The organism is Azoarcus olearius (assembly GCF_001682385.1).
Classification (GTDB): domain Bacteria; phylum Pseudomonadota; class Gammaproteobacteria; order Burkholderiales; family Rhodocyclaceae; genus Azoarcus; species Azoarcus olearius.
On sequence record NZ_CP016210.1, the window covers coordinates 677,530 to 700,069 of the forward strand.

22 protein-coding genes are annotated in these 22,540 nt (G+C 68.9%); 6 read left to right on the forward strand and 16 right to left on the reverse strand.

Features of this window, described 5'->3' with window-relative positions; all coding sequences use genetic code 11:
* Window positions 1–1,059 (reverse strand): Holliday junction branch migration DNA helicase RuvB, encoded by a 1,059-nt coding sequence (ruvB, locus tag dqs_RS03300; RefSeq protein ID WP_011764336.1) that lies wholly within the window; start codon window positions 1,057–1,059, stop codon window positions 1–3.
* 55 nt (window positions 1,060–1,114) lie between these two features.
* Window positions 1,115–1,714, reverse strand: coding sequence for a Holliday junction branch migration protein RuvA (ruvA, locus tag dqs_RS03305; protein ID WP_065339665.1), 600 nt, complete (start codon window positions 1,712–1,714; stop codon window positions 1,115–1,117).
* A 178-nt stretch (window positions 1,715–1,892) separates the two neighbouring features.
* Here ruvA and dqs_RS03310 point away from each other — a divergent pair, with 178 nt between their 5' ends.
* Window positions 1,893–2,597: an AzlC family ABC transporter permease gene (locus dqs_RS03310; protein ID WP_011764338.1), complete on the forward strand. Its 705-nt coding sequence runs from the start codon at window positions 1,893–1,895 to the stop codon at window positions 2,595–2,597.
* Window positions 2,594–2,920, forward strand: a complete 327-nt coding sequence (locus tag dqs_RS03315) for an AzlD domain-containing protein (protein WP_065339666.1) — start codon at window positions 2,594–2,596, stop codon at window positions 2,918–2,920. The genes dqs_RS03310 and dqs_RS03315 overlap by 4 nt, the downstream gene beginning before the upstream one ends.
* Before the next feature lie 6 nt (window positions 2,921–2,926).
* Here the strand turns inward: dqs_RS03315 and dqs_RS03320 are convergent, their stop codons facing one another.
* Both dqs_RS03320 and feoB read right to left on the reverse strand, forming a co-directional pair.
* Complete coding sequence (locus dqs_RS03320; RefSeq protein WP_011764340.1) at window positions 2,927–3,181, reverse strand: ferrous iron transport protein A; 255 nt, start codon at window positions 3,179–3,181, stop codon at window positions 2,927–2,929.
* A gap of 8 nt (window positions 3,182–3,189) precedes the next feature.
* Window positions 3,190–5,145 carry a ferrous iron transport protein B gene (gene feoB, locus dqs_RS03325; RefSeq protein ID WP_065339667.1) on the reverse strand — a complete coding sequence of 652 codons (1,956 nt, stop codon included), beginning with the start codon at window positions 5,143–5,145 and terminating at the stop codon, window positions 3,190–3,192.
* A 232-nt stretch (window positions 5,146–5,377) separates the two neighbouring features.
* Here feoB and dqs_RS03330 point away from each other — a divergent pair, with 232 nt between their 5' ends.
* From dqs_RS03330 to dqs_RS03340, 3 genes are all read left to right on the forward strand, one after another.
* A complete protein-coding gene (locus dqs_RS03330; protein ID WP_011764342.1) occupies window positions 5,378–7,576 on the forward strand; it encodes a TonB-dependent receptor in 2,199 nt (732 codons plus the stop codon).
* 76 nt (window positions 7,577–7,652) lie between these two features.
* Window positions 7,653–8,336: a Fe2+-dependent dioxygenase gene (locus tag dqs_RS03335; RefSeq protein WP_065339668.1), complete on the forward strand. Its 684-nt coding sequence runs from the start codon at window positions 7,653–7,655 to the stop codon at window positions 8,334–8,336.
* A complete protein-coding gene (locus dqs_RS03340) occupies window positions 8,329–9,450 on the forward strand; it encodes an alpha-hydroxy acid oxidase (protein ID WP_065339669.1) in 1,122 nt (373 codons plus the stop codon). Before dqs_RS03335 ends, dqs_RS03340 begins: the two co-directional genes overlap by 8 nt.
* Before the next feature lie 10 nt (window positions 9,451–9,460).
* Here the strand turns inward: dqs_RS03340 and adeC are convergent, their stop codons facing one another.
* The 9 genes from adeC to hemP form a co-directional block, all read right to left on the reverse strand.
* Window positions 9,461–10,882 (reverse strand): AdeC/AdeK/OprM family multidrug efflux complex outer membrane factor, encoded by a 1,422-nt coding sequence (gene adeC, locus dqs_RS03345; protein WP_065339670.1) that lies wholly within the window; start codon window positions 10,880–10,882, stop codon window positions 9,461–9,463.
* Window positions 10,883–10,896: 14 nt separating this feature from the next.
* Window positions 10,897–12,867, reverse strand: a complete 1,971-nt coding sequence (locus dqs_RS03350) for a MacB family efflux pump subunit (RefSeq protein WP_011764346.1) — start codon at window positions 12,865–12,867, stop codon at window positions 10,897–10,899.
* Window positions 12,864–14,015 (reverse strand): MacA family efflux pump subunit, encoded by a 1,152-nt coding sequence (locus tag dqs_RS03355; protein WP_236778728.1) that lies wholly within the window; start codon window positions 14,013–14,015, stop codon window positions 12,864–12,866. The genes dqs_RS03350 and dqs_RS03355 overlap by 4 nt, the downstream gene beginning before the upstream one ends.
* Window positions 14,016–14,326: 311 nt before the next feature.
* Window positions 14,327–14,743 (reverse strand): ExbD/TolR family protein, encoded by a 417-nt coding sequence (locus tag dqs_RS03360; RefSeq protein ID WP_011764348.1) that lies wholly within the window; start codon window positions 14,741–14,743, stop codon window positions 14,327–14,329.
* Window positions 14,743–15,504 carry a MotA/TolQ/ExbB proton channel family protein gene (locus dqs_RS03365; protein ID WP_011764349.1) on the reverse strand — a complete coding sequence of 254 codons (762 nt, stop codon included), beginning with the start codon at window positions 15,502–15,504 and terminating at the stop codon, window positions 14,743–14,745. The genes dqs_RS03360 and dqs_RS03365 overlap by 1 nt, the downstream gene beginning before the upstream one ends.
* A gap of 2 nt (window positions 15,505–15,506) precedes the next feature.
* Window positions 15,507–16,256 (reverse strand): energy transducer TonB, encoded by a 750-nt coding sequence (locus tag dqs_RS03370; protein WP_084018740.1) that lies wholly within the window; start codon window positions 16,254–16,256, stop codon window positions 15,507–15,509.
* A 286-nt stretch (window positions 16,257–16,542) separates the two neighbouring features.
* Window positions 16,543–17,019 carry a bacterioferritin gene (gene bfr, locus dqs_RS03375; protein ID WP_065339673.1) on the reverse strand — a complete coding sequence of 159 codons (477 nt, stop codon included), beginning with the start codon at window positions 17,017–17,019 and terminating at the stop codon, window positions 16,543–16,545.
* Window positions 17,016–17,258, reverse strand: coding sequence for a (2Fe-2S)-binding protein (locus dqs_RS03380; RefSeq protein WP_011764352.1), 243 nt, complete (start codon window positions 17,256–17,258; stop codon window positions 17,016–17,018). The genes bfr and dqs_RS03380 overlap by 4 nt, the downstream gene beginning before the upstream one ends.
* A gap of 40 nt (window positions 17,259–17,298) precedes the next feature.
* Entirely contained in the window at window positions 17,299–17,508 is a 210-nt protein-coding gene (gene hemP, locus dqs_RS20420) for a hemin uptake protein HemP (protein ID WP_084018199.1), read from the reverse strand.
* Between the two features lie 169 nt (window positions 17,509–17,677).
* Here hemP and dqs_RS03385 point away from each other — a divergent pair, with 169 nt between their 5' ends.
* On the forward strand, window positions 17,678–18,400 hold the full coding sequence (locus tag dqs_RS03385; RefSeq protein WP_065339674.1) for a fumarylacetoacetate hydrolase family protein: 723 nt from the start codon (window positions 17,678–17,680) through the stop codon (window positions 18,398–18,400).
* 9 nt (window positions 18,401–18,409) lie between these two features.
* Here the strand turns inward: dqs_RS03385 and dqs_RS03390 are convergent, their stop codons facing one another.
* Genes dqs_RS03390 through dqs_RS03400 form a run of 3 tightly spaced genes read right to left on the reverse strand, consistent with a single transcriptional unit; the run spans window position 18,410 to window position 22,498 of the window.
* Complete coding sequence (locus dqs_RS03390; RefSeq protein ID WP_011764355.1) at window positions 18,410–18,859, reverse strand: hypothetical protein; 450 nt, start codon at window positions 18,857–18,859, stop codon at window positions 18,410–18,412.
* Window positions 18,846–20,054 carry a hypothetical protein gene (locus dqs_RS03395; RefSeq protein ID WP_011764356.1) on the reverse strand — a complete coding sequence of 403 codons (1,209 nt, stop codon included), beginning with the start codon at window positions 20,052–20,054 and terminating at the stop codon, window positions 18,846–18,848. The genes dqs_RS03390 and dqs_RS03395 overlap by 14 nt, the downstream gene beginning before the upstream one ends.
* Window positions 20,051–22,498, reverse strand: a complete 2,448-nt coding sequence (locus tag dqs_RS03400) for an EAL domain-containing protein (RefSeq protein ID WP_011764357.1) — start codon at window positions 22,496–22,498, stop codon at window positions 20,051–20,053. Before dqs_RS03400 ends, dqs_RS03395 begins: the two co-directional genes overlap by 4 nt.
* Between the last annotated feature and the right edge of the window lie 42 nt (window positions 22,499–22,540).

Sequence of the window (22,540 nt, forward strand, 5' to 3'; positions counted from 1 at the left end):
CTAGCCGCCGAAGAGGTCGGTGCCGCCGGGGCGCGGCGGGGCGAGGCCGAAATGCTGCCAGATCGAGTGCGTCGCCATGCGGCCGCGCGGGGTGCGCTGCAGATAGCCCTGCTGGATCAGGTAGGGCTCGATGACGTCCTCGATGGTGTCGGTGGATTCGCCGATCGCGGCGGCGAGGTTGTCCAGCCCGACCGGGCCGCCGCCGAATTTTTCCAGCATCGCCGACAGCATCTTGCGGTCCATCAGGTCCAGCCCGAGGCTGTCGACGTCCAGCATGCGCAGCGCGGCATCGGCCACCGCTCGGGTGATGTGGCCGCCGGCCTTGACCTCGGCGTAGTCGCGCACCCGGCGCAGCAGACGGTTGGCGATGCGGGGCGTGCCGCGTGCGCGGCGGGCGATTTCGAGCGCGCCGTCGTCGTCGATCTCGACATTGAGCAGGCGCGCCGAGCGGCTGACGATGAAGCCGAGCTCGTCCGGCGTGTAGAACTCCAGCCGCGACACGATGCCGAAGCGGTCGCGCAGCGGGTTGGTGAGCATGCCGGCGCGGGTGGTGGCGCCGACCAGCGTGAAGGGCGGCAGGTCGAGCTTGACCGAGCGCGCGGCCGGGCCTTCGCCGATCATGATGTCGATCTGGAAGTCTTCCAGCGCCGGGTAGAGGATTTCCTCGACCACCGGCGACAGGCGGTGGATCTCGTCGATGAACAGCACGTCGTGCGGTTCGAGGTTGGTCAGCAGCGCGGCGAGGTCGCCGGCGCGTTCCAGCACCGGGCCGGAGGTCTGGCGCAGGTTGACGCCCATCTCGGCGGCGACGATGTGGGCCAGCGTGGTCTTGCCCAGCCCGGGCGGACCGAACAGCAGCACGTGGTCGAGCGCTTCGCTGCGCTTCTTGGCCGCGTGGATGAAGATTTCCAGCTGTTCGCGGATCTTGGCCTGACCGACGTATTCCGCCAGGCGCTTGGGGCGCAGTGCGCGTTCGACCGCGTCTTCCTGGCGGTCGGCGGGCTGCGGCGAGATCAGGCGCTCGGGCGCGGCGGCGCGGAGCTTGTCGGTTTCGATCATGGCGAGAGTTTAGCCGCTCGGACGCCTGCCGGGGTGCGCATGACTGTGGTTTTGTTCAGGCCTTGGACAGCAGCTTGAGCGCCTGGCGGATGCCGTCGGAGACGCCGGTGTCCTCGGTCAGGCCCTTCATCGCGCCAAGCGCTTCCTTCTCGTTGTAGCCGAGCGCGAGCAGCGCATTGAGGATGTCGCTCTTCGCGTCCGGCGCACCCCCTGCGACCGCGGCCAGCCGCGCGCCGGCGACCTGCGGCAACGCCTTGCCGAGCTTGTCGCGCAGCTCCAGCAGCAGGCGTTCCGCGGTTTTCTTGCCGATACCGGGAATCTTCACCAGCCGTCCGGCTTCCTGCAGCGCCACCGCCTGCGCGAGGTCGGACACCGACAGCCCCGACAGCACCGCGAGCGCGGTGCGCGCGCCGATGCCGGAGACCTTGAGCAACTGGCGGAATGCGGTGCGCTCCTCGTCGGTGGCGAAGCCGTACAGGAAGTGGCCGTCCTCGCGGATCGCGAGGTGGGTGTGCAGGCTGACCTGGGTGCCGGTGGCGGGCAGGCCGTAGAAGGTGCTCATCGGCACTTCGAGTTCGTAGCCGACGCCGTGGGCGTCGACCAGGATCTGCGGCGGGTTCTTTTCGAGCAGCAGGCCGCTGATGCGTCCGATCATTCGGGTCTTCCTGTGGGTGCGGCGCGGCCGCGGGCGAAGGATGGGGCTGGAGTGTAGCGGCTGGCCCGGGCGTCCGCGAGCGCCCGGCGGCTGCGGGTGTGATGGTCGAACTGCGGCGAGGCGTACATGGCCGGCCGCGGCGGCGCTGCCTAAGCTGCATGCTTTTGCGTCTTCGCCGATGAATCCTGCGTTCCGCGACGGTGCCCGCGAGGGCATCCGCGACTTCATGCCGATGTCGGTCGGGCTGCTGCCATGGGCGGTGGTCACCGGCATCGCGATGGTTTCCGCCGGTCTGTCGCCGTTGCAGGCGGCCGGCATGAACCTGATCGTGTATGCCGGCACCGCCCAGCTCGGCACGCTGCCGCTGCTCGCGAGCGGGGCGCCGCTGTGGCTGATCGTGCTGACCGCGCTCGCGCTCAATCTGCGCTTCGTGATCTTCAGCGCCGCGCTGGCGCCGGCGTTCCACGACTATGGGCTGGCGCGCCGGCTGGCATCGAGCTACCTGCTGGTCGATGGCGTGTTCGCGATGTGCACCGAGCGCCTGTTGAAGGCCGACGATCCGCACTGGCGCTGGGGCTACTACCTTGGGCCGTCGCTGTGGGTGTGGACGCTGTGGCAGCTCTTCACGCTGGCCGGCGTGCTCGGCGCGGGCATCGTGCCGCAGGGGTGGTCGCTGGAGTTCATGGCGACGATCGCGCTGCTGGTGATGATGCTGCCGATGAGTCGCACCCGGCCGATGCTGGTCGCCGCACTGGCGGGCGGCATCGCCACCGTGCTGCTGCGCGGGCTGCCACTGCGGTTGGGGCTGATCGCCGGCATCGCGGTGGGCATCCTCGCCGGCTTCGCGGCCGAGCACGGCTTGCAAAAGCGGGGTGCGCGATGAGCGGTGACGCGCTGTTGTGGCTGACCTTCTGCCTGATCGGCATGACCACCGTGGCGACCCGCGGCAGCTTCATCCTGCTGGGCGAACGCGCGCGCCTGCCGCCAGTGGTGCAGCGGCTGCTGCGCTACGCGCCTGCCGCGGCACTGGCCGGCCTGGTGATGCCCGACCTGTTGCTCGACGACGGGGCGCTCGATCCGCTCAACCCCAAGCTTGCGGCCGGGCTCGTGGTGGTGCTGGTCGCCACGCGCTGGCGCAACCCGTGGCTGCCCTTCGTGTGCGGGATGGGTGTGCTGCTGCTGTTGCGGCGCGGTCTGGGCTGGTAGGCCGGCTCAGTCCGCCTCCACCCAGATGTTGCGCGCCACCTCGTGCTCGAGCGCGAGTTCGACGTGGTCGCACAGCACCACCGTCATCGGCTGCTGTTGCAGCACGGTGACCTGGTGCGGCGCGGACAGGCCGTAGGCGTGCAGCTGTTCGCGTTGCAGCGGGTCGATGCCGTCGCCGAAGTCGGCGATGCGGGCCTGGCGGCCGACCGGGGTGCCGGTCAGGCGGATGCGCTCGTGCGCGGGGGAGGCGGGGGCGTTCATCGGCGGACTCAGAAGAACAGGCGCAGGACGTGGTTGAGGATGCCGCCGATCAGGAAGGCGGTGGGCATGATCATCGCGAGCATCAGCGCCGCGGTGCGCAGGCCCTGCTCCTTGACGATCATCATCACGCTGGCGATGCAGGGCACGAACAGCGTGATCGTGACCATGCCGACCACCGCCTGCACCATGCTCAGCTCGTGGCTGAGTGCGAACAGGCCGGTGGCGCCGAAGTCACGCCGCAGGAAGCCCATCACGAACGCGGCGCTCGCCTCCGGCGGCAGGCCCAGCCAGCCCGTCACCACGGGTTCGCCGGCCTTGATGATCCACGGCAGGATGCCGAGGCGGTCGAGCACGAACATGATGAAGGTGCCGATCAGGAACAGCGGGATCACCTCGATCAGATACCACTTCAGGCGGCCGCCCGTCTTCTTCAGCACGTTGCCGAGCACCGGCATCCGCATCGGCGGCAGTTCGGTGACCAGCGGGATGCGGCGGCCCTTGACCAGCTTGCCCGCCAGCCAGCCGGTGAACAGCAGCACGCAGGCGATGGTGATGCCCCAGATCGTCAGCGCGCCGAGCGAGATGCCGCCGAGCAGGCCGAGCACCACGCCGAGCTGGGCGGAGCATGGAATTGCCAATGCCATCAGGAAGGTGGTGATCAGGCGCTCACGCGGGGTGTGCAGGATGCGGGTAGTGAGCGTGGCCATGGTCACGCAGCCCAGCCCCAGCACCATCGGCAGCACTGCGCGGCCGTTGAGGCCGATGGCGGCGAAGCTGCGGTTGGCGATCACCGACAGGCGCGAGAAATAGCCGGAATCCTCCAGCACGCCGAAGGCGAGGAAGAAGGTCGTGACGATGGGCAGGATCAGCGCCAGCGCGTAGGTCATGCCCATCGTCCATAGTCCGTATTCACCCACCAGCAGGTCGGCGAGCCAGGGCGCGCTGATGTGTTGCTGGACGAACTCGGTGAAGGCCGGATTGAGCACGCCGCCGAAGAAGTCTTCTTCCAGCAGGCCCACCAGGGTGCCGGCGCCGAAGTCGCCGACGAAGAGGTACACCAGGAACAGCACGCCGAGCAGCATCGGCCATCCCCACAGCGGATGCACGGCGAGCTGGCCGACCAGCAGTGACAGCGTGCGCTCCTTGCCGGCTGCCTGGTGGCTCACGGTGCGTGCCAGCGCTTCGGCGGCGCGGCCGCGTTCGCGCGCGAGGCGGGCAGCGAGCGGCTCCTTGCCGATGTTCGAGGCGGCGATGAGGGCCTGATGAATCAGCGCCGCCTTGTCGCCGGCGTGCTCGTCGATCCAGCGCACGACCTCGCTGTCGTGGCCGAGCAGCAGGATCGCCAGCCCGCGCGGGGCCAGGCGCGGATGGGGCGCGTGGGCGGTGATCAGTGCAGCGATGCGTTCGATTGCCGCTTCGGTATCGGCGTCGTAGCGCAGCAGCGGCGCAGGCGCGCAGGCGCGCGGCAGCGCGTCGGTCAGCGGCGCCACGCCCTCGCCGCCGGTGGCCACCGTCGCCACCACCGGCACCCCCAGCGCCTCGGCCAGCGCGGCGCTATCCACCGTCACGCCGCGCGCGCTCGCCTCGTCGGTCATGTTCAGCGCCATCACCATCGGTACGCCGAGTTCGGCCAGCAACGCGGTCAGGTTGAGCGTTCGGCGCAGGTTCTTGGCATCGCCCACCTGGATCAGCGTGCGCATGTCCTCCTGCAGCAGCGCGCGCATCGTTGCGCGTTCGTCGTCGCTGCGCGAGGGCAGGGCGAGTACGCCCGGGGTGTCGAGCAGCGAGGCCTCGCGGTCGAAGCGCGGCGTGGCGCGCGCGACTTCGACGGTGGTGCCCGGGTAGTTGGAGACGTTTACATATGTGCCGGTGAGGCGGTGGAACAGGACCGACTTGCCGACATTGGGGTGGCCGACGAGGGCGAAGGTGCGGGCGGGAGACGCTGCGGTGGCGGCAAGGGTCATGGCGGGTCAGACGGGCTGTTGTGTCGATGCGACATTCGTCTCAACGAGAACGATTTTCGTTTGTAACGAAGTTTGTTTGTGCATGATAATTATTATCACTTACTATCCAGTTCGCGTCGAATGTTTCGGTGCACAAAAACCACCGCCGCGATTCGCCCCGAATCAGTAACCCAACAGCCAGCCAGCCTCGCGCAAGCCAGCCAGATTTTTCGACATTCGTATAAGGAACGACATGAAGAAGAAACTTGCGCGCAAGCCTGCCGCCCAGGCTGCAGCTGCCCCCGCCCAACCCGTCCGCCTGCTGCCGCTGGGCGCCGCCCTGATGGCGGGCGGCCTGTCGCTGAGTGCGATGGCCCAGGACACCGCGACCCCGGCCCCGAAGGAGAAGGCGCTGTCGGCCGTGACCGTCAACGCCACCACCGAGGCGCCGCCGGAAGACGGCTACCGCGCCACCGCCACCCGCGTCGGCAAGACCCTGCAAGATCCGCATGATGTGCCGCAAGCGATCACCACGGTGACCCGCTCGCTGATGGAAGAGCAGCAGGTCGGTTCGCTGAAGGAAGCGCTGCGCAACGTCTCCGGCCTCACCTTCAACGCTGCCGAAGGCGGCCGCTCCGGCGACAACATGATGCTGCGCGGCTTCTACACCTACGGCGACATCTACCTCGACGGCATCCGCGACACCGCCCAGTACAACCGCGAAACCTTCAATCTGGAGCAGGTCGACGTGCTGCGCGGCGCGGCGGCGATGCTGTTCGGCCGCGGCCAGGCCGGCGGCGTGATCAACCAGGTGTCGAAGACGCCGATGCTGGTCGATCGCAACCGCGTCACCGGCAGCGTCGGCACCGACGACTACCGCGAACTCACCGGCGACTTCAACAAGGTGCTGGGCGACACCACCGCCGTGCGCCTGAACGTGATGAAGCGTGACGAAGGCAGCTGGCGCTCCAACCCGGCCACCGGCACCGAGCCCGAAATCCACCGCGAAGGCGCGGCCGCCAGCATCGGTTTCGGCCTCTTCACCGACAACGAGCTGATCGTCAGCCACCAGTACCTGCGCACCGACGACAACCCCGATTACGGCATCTCGTTCGACAACGCCACCCACAAGCCGACCAAGCGCTTCGACGAGAGCGACTTCTGGGGCATCGACCAGAACTTCGACGAAAGCGAGACCAACATCTCGACCGTCACCCACACCTACCGCTTCACCGGCAAGACCCAGCTGCGCACCCAGCTGCGCTACTCCAACTACAAGCGCGCCTACTGGGCTTCGGCGCCGTCCAACACGGTGGCGCCGTCCGATCGCGGCAACGCGCCCAAGACGCGCAAGTCCGATACCGACAACCTGGTGCTGCAGTCGGACTTCAGCACCGAGTTCAACGCGCTCGGCATGAAGCACGAGCTGGTCACCGGCATCGAATACCTGCACGAGGATTCGGTGCGCTGGGGTCTGCTCAACCTCGGCACCAACGCGCGTCCGTACTACAGCAGCAGCGTGGTGAACCGCGCCAGCGCGTCGAAGTACGAAGGCGACACCTACTCGGTGTATGCGCAGGACAGCATCGAGTTCGTCAAGGACTGGAAGGTCGTGCTCGGCGCCCGCCGCGACTTCATGGATGCCGAGTACAGCGCGGTCCGCTCGCCTGAACTCAAGTTCAACGAGAACAGCTACCGTGCCGGCCTGTCGTGGCAGCCGAGCGAGTACGCCCACTACTACCTGAGCTGGAGCGACTCGTTCAGCCCGACCGCCGACCTCTACCAGCTCTCCGGCGGCGAATTCCCGCCCGAGCGTTCCGACGTGGTCGAACTCGGCGCCAAGTTCATGTTCTTCGAAGGCGATCTCGCCTTCCGCACCGCGCTGTACCGCGCCACGAAGGACTGGGAACGCAACAACGACCTCGAGTCCACCGCGTCCATCCTGACCCGCAAGCGTCGCACCGACGGTCTCGAGTTCGAACTTGCCGGCCGCATCACCGACAAGTGGGAAGTGTTCGCCGGCCTCGCGCTGATGGACTCCGAGATCCTGAAGGTGGCGGTGAACCGCAACGCCACCACGGGCGTCGTCACCTCGGCCAACCCCAACTTCAAGGGCGAGCGCGCGCGCAACACGCCGACCTACACCTTCAACTTCTGGTCGACCTACGCGCTGGGCAACGGCTGGAAGGTGGGCGGCGGCGCCGAAGGCAAGGGCGAACGCTACGGCTACAACCCGTCCGCCGGCGGCACCGCGGCGTTCAACCCGAACAAGGCGCCGGCCTACGTGCGCTGGGACGCGATGGTGGCCTACGAGCAGCCGAAGTGGGCGGTGCGCCTGAACCTGCGCAACCTGTTCGACGAGGTCTATTACGATGCGATCTACGACAACGGCGGCTTTACGGTCCCCGGCACGCGTCGCTCGGCCATCCTGACCACCGAGTTCAAGTTCTGATCCATCCCTGCATCACCCGCGGTGCCGCCCTCAGTGGCGCGCCGCGGGCGTTTCACCCCACCCTGCCGGAGGCTGCATGCTGATCACGATCGACGACGTCCTGAGCCCCGAGGAGCTGGCACAGGCGCGCAAGCTGATCGCGGCCTCGCGCTGGGTCAGCGGCCATGTCACTGCCGGCCCGCAGGCGCTTTATTCCAAGAACAACGAGCAACTGCCGGAAGATGCCGAGCATCTGCCCGCGCTGCGCCGCCTCATCCTCGGTGCGCTCAACCGCAACCCGCTGTTCTTCGCCGCGGCGCTGCCGCTGCGCGTGCTCACGCCCTTCTTCAACCGCTACGCCGGCGACAGCAACCACTACGGTTACCACACCGACAACGCGATGCGGCTGGCGCCCGAAGGCGGCTATGTGCGCGCCGATGTCTCGGCCACCGTGTTCCTGTCCGACCCGGAGGAATACGAAGGCGGCGTGCTGACCATCGCCGACACTTTCGGCACCCACGGCGTCAAGCTCAAGGCCGGCAGCGCGGTGGTGTATCCGTCCTCGTCCATCCACCAGGTCACGCCGGTCACGGCCGGCGCGCGCGTGGCGTGCTTCATGTTCATGCAGAGCATGGTGCGCGACGCCCACCAGCGCCGCCTGCTGTTCGACATGGACATGGCGCTGCTGCAACTGCGCCAGAGTGTCGGGGAGGACAACGACGCCGTCGTGCGCCTCACCGGCACCTATCACAACCTGCTGCGCCTGTGGGCCGATGCCTGAGGCCGGCAAGCCCGCCCAGCGCCTTGCCGCCATCCCGCGCGAGATCGCGGCGGTCGTCGACTACGAGCGTTTCTCGCGCGCCTGCCTGGACGACAACGCCTGGGCTTATCTGCACAGCGCCGCCGCCGACGAGCTGAGCTGGCGCTGGAACCGCGAGGCCTACGACCGCCTGCGCATCCTGCCGCGCGTGCTGCGCGACGTCACTGCCGGCCACACCCGCTGCAGCCTGCCCGGGCTGGAGCTGGCCCACCCCATCCTGCTGGCGCCGGTGGCCTGGCAGAAGCTGTTCCATCCCGATGGTGAGCGCGCCAGCGCCTATGCCGCGGCGGCGCTCGACACCGGCCTGGTGCTGAGCACGCTGTCCAGTTACACGCTGGAAGAGGTCGCCGCGGTCGGCGCCGGGCCGCGCTGGTTCCAGCTCTACCTGCAGCCGGACCGCGGCGTGTCGCGCGCGCTGGTCGAGCGTGCCGAGCGTGCCGGCTACAGCGGCATCGTGTTCACCATCGACGCGCCGCTCAATGGCGTGCGCAACCGCGAACACCGCGCCGGCTTCCAGCTGCCGCCGGGCATCGATTCCGCCAACCTGCGCGGCGCGCCTGCGCCCGTGCGGCCGGCGCTGGGCGAGCACGACAGCGCGGTGTTCCAGGGCCTGATGCGCGAGGCGCCAACCTGGCGGGACGTCGAATGGCTGTCCGGGATCACCCGGCTGCCGGTCATTCTGAAAGGCGTATTGCATCCGGAGGATGCCCGCATCGCCGCCGATCTCGGCGCCGCCGGGCTCATCGTCTCCAACCACGGCGGCCGCACGCTGGACACGCTGCCGCCGGCGCTGGAGATGTTGCCGGCGATGGCCGATGCCGTCGGCGACCGCGTTGCGCTGCTGCTCGACGGCGGTATCCGCCGCGGCAGCGATGTGTTCAAGGCGATCGCGCTCGGTGCGCGCGCGGTGCTGGTGGGGCGCGGCTATATCCACGCACTCGCCGCCGCCGGACCGCTCGGCGTCGCCCACGTCATCCGCCTGCTGCGCGACGAGCTGGAAGTGGCGATGGCGCTCGCCGGCTGCGCGACGCTGGCGGACATCGGGCCGCAGGCGCTGCTGGCGGCCCCGCGCTGAGCGGGCTGCCTCAGCCGCCCGCCGCCATCGAGTTCTCCGCCCGCCAGCCGCCCCCGAGCGCCTTGTACAGCCCGACCGCATCGGTCAGCCGCGCCTGGCGCAGCTGGGCGAGCTGGTCCTGCGCCGAGAACAGCGTGCGCTGGGCGTCCAGCACGGTGAGCAGGTCGGCCGCGCCCTCGCGGTAGCGCAGCTCGGCCAGACGCAGCGCGCGCTGGGCTTCGGCGAGGATCTCGCGCTGCGCGGCTTCCTGATTGGCGTCGCGGCTGGCGTTGCCGAGCGCGTCTTCCACTTCCTTCAACGCGGTGATGATCGCGCTGCGGTAGCTCTCGAGCAGTTCGCGCTGGCGCGAGCGGGCGATGTCGACCGCGGCCTGCAGGCGGCCGCCGTCGAAGATGGTCTGCACCAGCGAGGCCGACAGCGACACCGTGGTGCCCGGGTCGGCCAGCGACAGCAGCAGGCTGCTGGCCACGCCGCCGCCGGCCGACAGGCTGATGCTGGGCAGCAAGGCGGCGCGCGCCGCGGCGATGTCGGCGGAGGCGGCGGCCAGGCTGGCTTCCACGCTCGCCAGGTCGGGCCGGCGCAGCAGCAGTTCGGCGGGCAGGCCGGGTGTCACCGTGGGGATGGCCAGCGCTTCGAGGCGTTCGAATTCCGGCGCGGCGTCCTGCGGATTGCGGCCGAGCAGGATGGCGAGCGCGGAGCGCGTCTGGCGCACGCTGACCTCCAGCGGTTCGATCGCAGCGCGCTGGGTGAGCACCGTGGTGCGCTGCTGGCTCACTTCCAGTGCCGACGCGGCCCCGTTGCGGTAGCGCGCCTCGACCACGCGCAGCACGCGTTCGGCAATCGCCAGGTTCTGGCGTGCGATCTCCAGCCGCTCCTGCAGCGTCAGCAGCTGGAAATAGGTGGTGGCGACGCTCGCGGCGAGCGACAGGCGCACGCTGTCGCGGTCGTAGCGGGTGGCGTTGAGGCTGGCGCGCGCGCTGCCCACGTTGGCGGCCACGCGGCCCCACAGATCGACCTCGTAACTGGCGGAAAGGCCGAGCGAGGTGGTCTTGGTTTCGGTCACCGTGCTCGCGCCGCGGTCGCCGGCGTCGGCGCGGCGCCAGCCGCTGTCGGCGTCGAGCGTGAGCCACGGGAACAGCGACGCACGCGTCTGGCGCAGCGCGAGTTCGGCCTGGAGCACGCGCTCCGCCTGCACCTGCAGGTCAGGGCTGGCAACCAGCGCCTCGGCCACCAGCGCGTCCAGTGCCGGCGAGCCGAAGGACTGCCACCAGGTGTCGGGCAGTGGGGTGGCGGCGGCAGGGCCGGGCTGTTCGGTCCACTGCGCGGGTAGCGGCTGGTCGGGGCGCGCGACCGGTTCGGTGAAGGCGCAGCCGGCGACCAGCGCGGCGAGCAGCACGGGGGCAAGGCGCAGGCGCGCGACGGAAGCGGTCATGGTGTGTGGAACTGTCATTCGGAAGCGAGGGCGACCACCGGGTCCAGCCGGGCGGCCTTGCGTGCGGGCAGGTAGCCGAATACCAGACCGGTGGCGAAGGCGCAGCCGAAGGCGAGCACCACCGGCAGCAGCGAATACTTGATCGGCGTGTCGAACAGCGCGATCACCGCCGCGGTGCCCAGCCCGACGGCGACACCGATGAGGCCGCCGAGCGCGGACACCACCAGCGCCTCGATCAGGAACTGCTGCAGGATGTTCTTCATGCGCGCGCCGGTGGCCATGCGGATGCCGATCTCGCGGGTGCGCTCGGTGACCGACACCAGCATGATGTTCATGACGCCGATGCCGCCCACCAGCAGCGAGATCGCCGCCACCGTGCCGAGCAGGATCGTGAGCGTGTTCTGGGTGGCCGACACGGTGTCGATCACCGAGGCCATGTTGCGGATCTGGAAGTCCTCGACGCCGTGGCGCGCGAGCAGCAGCTGGCTGACCTCGTTCTGCGTCGCGTCGATGCGGGAGACGTCCTCCACCGCGACGGTGACGTTGCGCAGGTAGCGCTGGCCGGTCACCCGCAGGCTGCCGGTGGTGAAGGGCACAAAGACGATGTCGTCCTGGTCCTGGCCCCAGGGCGTGGCGCCCTTGGGACTCATCACGCCGATGACCTGGAAGGGGATGTTGTTCACCAGCACGTACTGGCCGATCGGGTCGACGCCCGGGAACAGCGCGCCCGCGGTGGTCTGGCCGAGCACCGCGACGGTGGCGTAGCGCGCCTCGTCCTCGGCGCTGAAGAAGGTGCCGCTCGCCACCGGCCAGTTGCGCGCGACCCCGTAGTTCCAGGAGGTGGCATTGGCGGTGGTGCGCTGGTCGGTGTTGTCCGCCCGCAGGGTGACGCTGGCGCTCTGTTCCGGCACCGAGGCGAGCACGTTGGGCAGCTCGGCGATCGCGCGCACGTCCTCGATCACCAGCGTGGCGGTGGTTTCGCGCCCGCGCTGGTTGGGCGCGCCGGGACGCACGGTGAGCAGGTTGGTGCCCATCGCGCTGATCTGGTCCACCACCTTGGCCTTGGCGCCGTCGCCGATCGCCAGCATCGCGATCACCGAAGCGACGCCGATGACGATGCCGAGCAGGGTCAGCGCCGAGCGGAACAGGTTGGCACGCAGCGCGCGCAGCGCGGTGCGGGTGGCTTCGACCAGGTCCGACATCGACGAGGTGCGGTCCACATGCGGAGCGAAGTCGGGCTCCGGCCCCTGCGGCTTGCTCGGGCCGGGGTCGGCGACGATGTGGCCGTCGCGGATTTCGATGATACGCTGGGCCATCTCGGCCACTTCGCGCGCATGGGTGATCAGGATGATGGTGTGGCCTTCGGCGGAGAGCTGGCGCAGCAGCTTCATCACCTCTTCGCCGCTCCTGCTGTCGAGCGCGCCGGTGGGCTCGTCGGCGAGGATGATGCGGCCGCCGTTCATCAGCGCACGCGCGATCGACACGCGCTGCTGCTGGCCGCCGGAGAGCTGGCTGGGGCGGTGGTGGCTGCGCTCGCCGAGGCCGAGCGAGGCGAGCAGCTGCTCGGCGCGCGCGTGGCGCTCGGCGGGCGGCATGCCGGAATACACCGCCGGCACCTCGACGTTCTCGCGTGCGCTGGCGCCGCCGAGCAGGTTGTAGCTCTGGAACACGAAGCCGAAGGCCTCGCGGCGCAGGCGGGCGAGTTCGTCGCGGTCGAAACCGGCAACGTCTTCGCCCATGAAGCGGTAGGTGCCGCTGCTCGGCCGGTCCAGGCAACCGAGGATGTTCATCAGCGTCGATTTGCCCGAACCCGAGGCGCCGACGATGGCGACGAACTCGCCCGGGTAGATGGTGAGGTCGATGCCGTGCAGAACCCGCGTCTCGATCTCGCCGTTGCGGAAGCTGCGCGTGATGCCGGCGAGTTCGATCAGCGGCGTTCCCGCTCCGGTACTGCTGGCCGAGGGGGAGAAGGCTTCGCGCTTCATAGGCGGGGCGGCGGTCCCTGACGGTTGCTGGTGGTCGATGCAGCGGGTGCGGGTGCGCTCAGCAGGCCGGCGACCACGCGCTCGCCTTCCTGCAGCCCGTCCAGCACCTGAGCCTGGACGCGGTTGGATACGCCGATCTGCACCTCGCGTTCCTCCAGCGTGTTGTCGGCGCGCAGCACCTTGACCGTGGCCCGGCGCGGGCCGTTCCCGCGGGCGGCGCCGGCGAGTGCGCCGCCCGCGGCGGGTTGCGCTCCGGCGCGCGGACCGCGCGCGCCCTGCGATACCGCCGCGAGCGGAATCTGCAGCACGTCCTTGGCCTGGGCGACGATGAAGAACACCTGGGCGGTCATCTGCGTCATCAACAGGTTGTCGTCGTTGGGAACGTCGAACAGCGCGTTGTACAGCACCACGTTGTTGGTCACCGTGGGCGTCGGTTCGATCTTGTCCAGCTTGCCGTACCAGCGCTTGCCGTGGCCGCCCAGCGTGGTGAAATAGGCCGCCATGCCGAGCTTGAGACGGCTCACATCGGCTTCGGACACCTGGGTCTGCACGGTCATCGTCGTCAGGTCGGCGACGCGCAGGATGGTCGGCGCCGACTGGTTGGTGTTCAGCGTCTGGCCCTGGCGGGCGGTGATCGAGACCACGGTGCCGGTCATCGGCGACATGATGCGGGCGTACTGCAGGTTGGCCTCGTCGCCGCGCAGCGTCGATTCGTACTGCTCGATCTGCGCGCGCAGCGCTTCGAGCTGCGCCTCGGCCGACTTCAGCGTGGCCTCGGCGGTCTGCAGCGTTTCGGTGGTGGTGGCGTCCTCCGCCATCAGCGCGGTCTGGCGCTTGAACTGCACCTGCGCGAGGGCGACTTGGGCCTCGCGCTCCTTCAGCTGGGCACGCAGGTTACGCAGCTGGGCGCGCGAGGCATCCACCTTGGAAAGGTAAACGGTGGAGTCGATCTCGCCGAGCAGGTCGCCGTTCTTGACCAGCGAGCCGACCTCGACGTGGATCTTCTTCAGCTGTCCGGAAACCTGCGCGCCGACGTCGACATACTCGCGCGGCTGCAGCGTTCCGGTAGCGGTCACCACGTCCTCGATGTCTCCGCGGCTGACGGTGGCGAACTGGTAGAGCGCCGTGGGATCGCCGTTGCCGAACAATCGGGGCCAGGTGAAGGCGGCGCCGACGGCGAGGGCGCCCAGGCCAAGGGCTGCGATGAGGATGCGGCGGCGAAGGCGCGGACGGAGTGGCGGGGTGGGGCGTCATTGCGGGGCGGGGGGCAGGGATGCGAAGAAGGCGGGAGCGTGCGGGATAGCGGGACCAAGCATAGTCGAGCCCGTGTTGCGGCTGTGTATCGTATTGCAGTCGAGGGGCGTGGCGGCGCGGCCGGCGCCGGCAAGAAAAACGGCGCACACCGCGATCTGCGGGGTGCGCCGTCGGCGGAGCGAAAGCAGCCGGGAGCAGCCGGGGTTCAGCGTTCGGGGACGGTGATGAAACCCATCTTCTCGATGCCGGCCTCGCGCGCCTCGGACATGACTTCGGCGAGCTTCTGGTAACGCGTGTTCTGGTCCGCGCGCAGGTGCAGTTCCGGTTGCGGCGTGCGGCCGGCGGCCTCCGTCAGCCGCGTCGCCAACTGGTCGTCGGGCAGCGGCTCGTTGTTCCAGAACAGCTTGCCGTCGCCGTCCAGCGCGAGCGTGACCGTTTCCGGCTTCTCGACGTTGGGCTGGCTGGCCGCCTTGGGCAGGTCGATCTTGACCGAGTGGGTGAGCAGCGGCGCGGTGATCATGAACACGATCAGCAGCACCAGCATCACGTCGATCAGCGGCACCATATTGATGTCGCTGGTCGGCTGGCGCTCGCCGCCCTGGTGGAAACCGCCGAAAGCCATTACGCGGCTCCCGCGGCGGCCAGGCGGGTGGCGCCGGCCTTGGTGGCGGTTTCAGCGCCCTGACCCGGCAGCGGCGCGATGCGGGCGCCGGTGGAGAACCAGGCGTGCAGGTCGTGGGCGAAGGCGTCCAGTTCGGACAGTTCGACGCGGTTGGCGCGGGTGAAGGCATTGTAGGCGAGCACCGCGGGGATCGCGACGAAGAGGCCGAAGGCGGTCATGATCAGCGCCTCGCCCACCGGGCCGGCAACCTTGTCCAGCGTCGCCATGCCGGAGGCGGAGATGTTCACCAGCGCGTGGTAGATGCCCCACACGGTGCCGAACAGGCCGACGAAGGGCGCGGTGGAGCCGATCGAGGCGAGCATCGTCAGGCCGGCTTCCAGGCGGGCGGTGGACAGCGAGATCGACTTGCGCAGCGCGCGGGTGATGAACTCGTCGGCGTCCAGCTTGCCGCCCAGGGTTTCCTGATGGGTGTGGCGGCGCACGTGGTCGGCGGCGGCGGCGCCCTGGCGGGCGAGGTCGTCGAAGGGCGAGTCGGGCGCCTGGTCCTGCAGGCGCTTGAGCCCCTGACTGAGGTCGGACGCGGCCCAGAACGCGTCGACGGCGTCGATGCTGCGACGCGCGCGCAACTGGCGCAGCGCGCGCACCAGGATCAGATACCAGCTGGTGACCGACATCGCCAGCAGTAGGATGGCCACCGTACGGATGATGGCGTCGGACTGTCCCCACAGATGGGCGAATCCGAAGGCTTGGGTTCCTTCCATGTTTACCTTCCTTCAGTCAGTTTGAAAACGAGGGGGACGAGCACCCAGGCCTCGATCGCGCGGTCGCCCTGGCGGGCCGGCACGAAACGCCAGCGGGCCACGGCGGCGCGCGCTGCGCTGTCGAGGCGCTCGAAGCCCGAACTGCGGTTGATCTCGATCTGGCCCGGCAGGCCTTCGGCGGTGACCTGCACGCGCAGCATCACGGTACCTTCCTCGCGCAGCCGGGTGGATAGCGGCGGGTAGGCGGGCTTGGGGTTGTTGAGATAGTCGGCGTCGAAGCGGGCGGCCACCACCGGCGGCGGGGCGGGCGGGGCCGGCGGCGCGGGATTGGCGACAGCAGGCGCGGCCGGCTGGGCGGGTGCCGGCGGGGCGGGCTCGGCGCTCAGCGCGTTGGGCGACGCGGTGATCTTTTCCGCAACCGGTTGCGGCGTGGGCTTGGGCGGCTTGGGGCGCACCTCGGCGGGCTTCTTGGGCTGCGGGGCCTGCTTCACGGGTTCGGGCTTGACCGGCTCGGGCTGCGGCGGCGCTTCGAGCGGGATGAAGGCAATCTCGATCGGCCGGATCTCGGGGGGCGGCTCGGGGCTGCGCACGTAGGCGAGCGCGAGCAGACCGGCGGCGTGGGCGACCACCACCAGCACCCCCAGCCCCAGCCGTTCCGGCGCGCGCGGCCGACGCTGCCGGGGCGCGACCGCCACAGCGACGGGGCGTGCGACCGGGCGGACGGTGGGTGTCGCGGGGGACGGTACGGTCATGGAAAGAACCTGGGTTGCGGCGTTCATGCGGGGATTCCGGCGATACGTCGAAGCGGGGATGCGGCGGACGCGAAGGATGGACGGTCGCCGTTGCAGGGCCGTTGCGACGCGCACGCGGCGGGTTCCGACGATGCGGCGGTTCCCGGCCGGATTGCGGCCATGAGGAGCGTCAACGGTGCGGAGTACATGAGCGAACAGGTGTCCTTTGCCTTGGGGGCCTGCTGGCTCGCTCCGCGGTGGAGCTGGCTGGCGGCGGGCGGACCGCGGTGGCCGCCCGCCTGCAGGCTCAGGAGTGGGTTTCCATCTGGGACTGCAGGTAGTTCTGCAAGCCCACGCTGCCAATCAGTTCCAGCTGGGTTTCGAGGTAGTCGATGTGTTCCTCGGTGTCCTCGAGGATGTCTTCGAGCAGTTCGCGCGAGACGTAGTCCTTACAGGATTCGCAGTAGGCAATGGCTTCGACGAGGTCGGTGCGCGAAGCGCTTTCCAGTGCCAGATCGCCCTGGATGCATTCGGGAACGTTCTCGCCGATCATCAACTTGTTCAGGTTCTGCAGATTCGGAAGACCTTCGAGAAACAGCACGCGCTCGATCAGCTTGTCGGCGTGCTTCATCTCTTCGATCGATTCCTCGTACTCGTGTTTGCCCAGCTGTCCCAGCCCCCAGTTCTTATACATGCGGGCATGGAGGAAGTACTGGTTGATCGCGGTCAGTTCGTTTGTGAGCTGCTTGTTGAGCAGCTGGATTACCTTCTTATCGCCTTTCATGAGGCCTCCGCGGCAAGGGAAAACGAGGGAGCGACACCGATGTGCACCGGTGCCGCCGCAGGACGCTGGGTCTTCTCGGCGAGCGCCGAACGCAGGCAGTCGCGCGCACACACCGCGCAGCGCCCGCACTCGGCTGTCACCCCCAGCTCCTTGCGGAGATGGCGCAGGGTGGACACGCCTTCGCGAACAGCTTCGTTGATGTGGCGCTCGGTTACCGCGTTGCAGACACAGACGTACATAGTCTAGCCTCGTTGAGGGTTTTTAGCCTTGCCAGGCGGCTTACTTGGTCAGGATCAGCTTGCCTGCGCGGGTCGCGCGCAGTACGTAATTGACGCCCTGATGATCGATGGTCACGCAGGGCCGGCCAGCGAGCAGTTGCGCGCTGGAAATCGCCGGGCCCTGCTCGTCCGCAGGAGCCTCGGCCACTGCCCGCTCGGGGCGCGGGGTCGCCACGGCGGGGCTGCAGGGGTCTGAGGACTCGGTTGCCATGATTCATCACACGAATAGGAATGATTTGCATTACAACATCAGTCCGCCGGGGCGTCAATATCCGCTCTTGCTCCTTCGGGATACCGGTGCCCGGCTGGACCGGACATTCCGGAGCTGGTCACAATACCGGCCACCGCCGACTGGCGTGGTCGTTCCCGAGGTGATCTGAATGTCTGAAAAGCACGAAGCATTCCACGTGATTCCGCCTGCTCCGCAGCCTGTCGTGCCGGTGCTGGGAGGCGGTGTCTTCCCGGTGCGCCGGATCTTCTGCGTGGCCCGCAACTACGCCGCCCACGCGCGCGAAATGGGTGGCGACCCGGCGCGCGAGGCCCCGTTCTTCTTTACCAAGCCGGCCGATGCGGTGCTCCCCGTGGGCGAAGGCGAGTGTGGTCGGATGTCCTACCCTGTGGCGACTTCCGACCTACATCACGAACTCGAACTGGTGGTGGCGCTCGCGGCCGGCGGTAGCGGTCTGACGCCGGAGCAGGCGGCGGGCTGCATTTACGGCTATGCGGTAGGGCTGGACATGACGCGCCGCGATCTGCAGGCAGCGGCCAAGGCCGCGGGGCGGCCGTGGGATGCGGGCAAGGCCTTCGACCATTCGGCGCCCATCTCGCCGATCCGGCCGCTGGCGGAGGTTCTTGCCGCCGGTGAGATCGTGCTGGACGTCAACGGCGTGCGGCGCCAGGCGGGCGATCTGGCCGACATGATCTGGAACGTGCCGGAAACGCTGGCCTTCCTGTCGCGCTACTTCGAGCTGAGGGCCGGGGATCTGGTGTTTACCGGCACGCCGGAAGGCGTGGGCGCTGTGGTGGCGGGCGATCGTCTGCACGGCCGCATCGCGCGGGTCGGCGAGCTGCGGCTGGAGATCGTCGCCCCGCAGCACGCCTGACGACGCGGATCAAGGCAGCCGCAACAGCACGCGCAGGCGGTCGTCGGGGCTGCCGACGGGCAGGTAGCCGATGGTGCCGGGGCGGGTCGCGATCCAGTCGCGCGCTTCGGCCACCGTAGCCGCCTCGCGCGGCGGCAGTGCCCTGCCGGTAAACACCAGCCGCGACCAGTAGGCGCGGGTCTGGCTGGGATTCTTGCCGGTGAGTTCCTGGTAGAAGCTGTCGCGCGCGGCCCCGGCGGGCAGGTCGACGAGGCTGACCGGGGTGCCGTCGGCCAGCGTGGTGCGGCGGCCCAGGTAAAGCTGCTCGGCTTCTTCGCGTGACAGGGCCGGGATGGGGCCGCTGCGCGCGGCGACCAGCACCAGCTCGGCCCAGGCGGATCCGCTCAGCATGAGCGCAGCGAGCAGCGCGACCGCGTGCCGCCAGCAGGAGGCAACGGGCGGTGGGTCAGAACGCGACATCGACGGAGACGCTCAGCACGTTGTAGCTGCGGTCGCCCATCCGGGCGAAGGCGGGATTGCCGCGTGGGAACAGTGATCCCCAGGCGTCGGGATCGGTGCGGATATGTGACAGTTCGGCCTTGAACGCGGCATTGCGGGTGAAGTCCCAGCGCACCCCGGCGGTGGTGCTGTGCTGGGCGATGTTGCGCGACTTGTCGAAGCCCTCGATGAAGGGCTGGAAGGGCGAGCCGGCGGGCACTGCGGACGAGCCGGAGGTGGGGCGGTCCTGGGTGTGGCGGGCGAACGAAAGGTAGGGCAGCGTCGCGCCGACGCGTCGCCCCACGGTGACGTACCAGCCGTGCGCACTGTTGGCATACGAGCGGTTCTCGCGGCGGGCGTATTCGCCGATCAGCAGCCAGCGCCCGTCGTCCCATTGCACGCCGGCCGAGCTGAAGGCGGCATAGCCGTCGTTGCCGCTCAGTTGGGCGACCACGCTGCCGAGCCCGAAGCTGCGCAACTGCGCGGTCATGGTGTTGTATTCGTTGTCGTCCCAATGCAGGGCGACCCGCGCCTCGGCGTGGCCGAGGTAGAGCGACAGGTGATCGTGCGTGAGCGCCAGGTTGATGCCGTACAGCTCGCGCAGCCGTGCATTGCCGCGGCGGTGGATCGGTATGTAGCTGCTGCCGGCGTACGGATGGATTTCTAGGTCGGTGTTGCCGATGCGGGTGCGGTACAGCAGGTCGACCCCGTCAAGGTCGGAGAACGGGTTGAGCCCATAGACCTCGATCGGCGGCCGCACCCACGGATTGGCGTAGTTGATGTCGAGCGAGTCGGACAGCATGAAGAATGGCACCCGCATGCGGCCGATGCGGGCGGTCAGCGTGGGGGCCAGCGCATAGCTGAGGAAGGCGAGCGTCACCCGCGGCGTGTAGTCGCCTTCCGGGTTCTCGCGGCTGATGACCTGCAGCACCGCGCCTGCCTGCTCGGAGAGGTTGATGTTGCCCTGCACGCCGAGCACGCTGTCCGGACCGAAATCGGGCGATTCGGCGCCGGGGTGGTCGATGCCGCTGCGGATGAAGCGCACGTCTTCGTCGTCGGTGACGACCGCGCCGACGGTGCCGAAGGCCGACCAGCGGATTTCGGGGGCATCGGCCCGGGCGGGGGGAGCGAGGCCCAGCAACAGGGCCAGGCAAAGGATCGGAATGGCGGGTTTCATTGGGGAGTGCCCGGGTTTGAGGGCGCCAGCAAGCGGCGGGCGTCGTCCGCTTCCAGCGGGCGCGAATAGAGATAGCCCTGGCCGTAGTCGCAGTCCATGCCATACAGCACCGAGGCCTGATCTTCGTGCTCGATGCATTCGGCGACCACCGCGATGCCGAGATCGTGGGCGAGCTGGATGCTGCGCCGGACGATGTCGCGCAGGCGGCTGTCCTGGGTGATGGAGCGTACGAAGGTGCCGTCGAGTTTGACGATGTCGCACGGGATGGTGTGCAGGTAGCTGAGTGCCGAGTAGCCGGTGCCGAAGTCGTCGATGAGCACCGACGCGCCGGCCTCGCGCAGTTGATGCAGGACCGGCTTCGCCGGACCGTCGGGATCGGCGAGCACGCTTTCGGTGACCTCGAAGCGCAGGCAGGAGATCGGCACGCCGTGGCTTTCGATCACGTCCAGCAGTTCGTCCGCCAGATTCGGCCGCGACAGCTGTCGTGCCGACAGATTGACGCTGACCGAAGGCAAGGCCCGGCCGGGATAGGCGATGCCCCATTCCAGCAGGTCGCGGCAGACCAGGGTGAGCACGCGCATGCCGACGTCGTGGATCAGGTCGAGGGTTTCGGCGAGCGGAATGAACTCCAGCGGCGGGAGCAGGCCGTGCGTGGGGTGGCGCCAGCGCACCAGCGCTTCGAAGCTCGTCAGGCGGCGATCGCCGAGCGCGACGATGGGTTGGTAGTGCACCGTAAGGCCGCCGATGCGCAGCGCGGTGCGCAGGTCGGCTTCGAGCTGCAGCGCGCGGACCGCCTGGGTGTGCATCGAGGCGTGGAAGAACTCGACCGGGTCGGCCTGATCGCGGCGCGCCTTGTGCAGCGCGTTGTCGGCGTCGCGCAACAAGGCCTCGGCGTCATCGCGCTCGATGTCGCTGACCGCCACCCCGATGCGGCAGCGCAGGTGCAGCGGCCGGCCGGCGGCGGGGGCGCTGAGGCCGGGCAGCTCGACCAGGCTTTCGGCCACGCGCAAGGCCTCGGTGCTGCCGTCGATGCCATTGAGCAGCAGGGCGAACTGGTCGCCGCCGACGCGTGCAGCGACGTCGCCCGCCCGCATCGATGCGACGATGTGCTCGGCGACGCGACGCAGCAACTCGTCACCCGCCGCGTGGCCGAAGCTGTCGTTGATCAGGCTGAAGCGTTCGATGTTGATTGCGAGGACGGCAAAGCGCGCATTTTCGTCGCGGCGCTGGTGGCCAAGGGCCTGCTGCACGTGCTCGATGAAGAGGGCGCGGTTGGGCAGGCCCGTGAGCCCGTCGTGCAGCGCGTCGTGCACCAGCTGCTGCTCGGCGCGCTTGCGCAGGTCGATGTCGCTGATCGAGCCGGCCATGCGGGTAGCGCGACCGCCGGCATCGCGTTGCGCGACGCCGCGCGTCATGACCCAGCGCACCTTGCCGTCGCCCTGGCGGATGCGGTGCTCCAGCATGAATTGCGCGCTCTCGCCGCGCAGGTGGGCACGCATCACCTCGCGGTAGGTTTCGAGTTCGTCGGGGTGCAGGTAGCTCGCGAGTGCGTCCTGCGCATTGCTGAAGCCGCTCATGTCGCGACCCACGATTTCGCAGAAGCGTTCGGAGAAATAGACCTGGCCGGTCGGAAGATCCCAGTCCCACAGTCCGTCGTTGGCGCCACGCAGTGCCAGCGCGTAGCGTTCCTCGCTGGTGCGCAGCTGCAGGGCCGTACGTTGCAGTTCGCCGACCCGCTGCTGCAGGGTCGCGGCCATCACGTTGAAGTTGCGCGCGAGCCGGGCCAGTTCGTCCTCGCCCTTTTCCGGCAGGCGGTGATCAAGGTGGCCTTCCGCGATCGCACGGCTGCCCGCCAGCAGGCGGCCGAGATTGTGGGTGAGCAGGTAGCCGATGCCGGACAGCAGGATGAAGGTAAGCAGGATTTCGGCGAGCGCGATCAGCGTGCCCTGCTGGATGATGGCCTGGCGCGCGGCGGCCAGCACCGAGACCGAAACGCCGAACTGGAGGAAGCCGACCTCGTTGCGCTCGAGCAGCAGCGGCCGCCGTACATGGATGATGGGGCGGTCGATCAGCGATCCGAGGGCCTGGGCCATGTCGGGCGTGGGCGGCGGCAGCGTCGTCATCGCGGGAAGCCCGGCGCTGACCAGCAGCTGACCATCCGGTCCGCCGATCCGCACATAGACCAGGCCTTCCGTGGAGTCGGTGAGCAGTTCGCCGAGCACGTCCTGAAGCGTGCGGTAGCGGCCCTGTTCGCCGTAGGCGGTGGCCATGGCGTGCAGCATGCTGGCGTTCTGCGTGGTCAGCGTGGCGAGGCTGGCCGAGGCCGCGTCGTTCATCAGCCGCACGCTGTTGGCCAGCAGCAGCGTGAGCAGCACCACCTGCACTGCGGTGCTGGCCAGCAGCAGTCGGAACCGGATCGAGGAGTGCCGGAAGGGCAGGCGCACTATGAGTTCCGTGGGGATGCGGCGGCCGGGACGCGAGGCCGG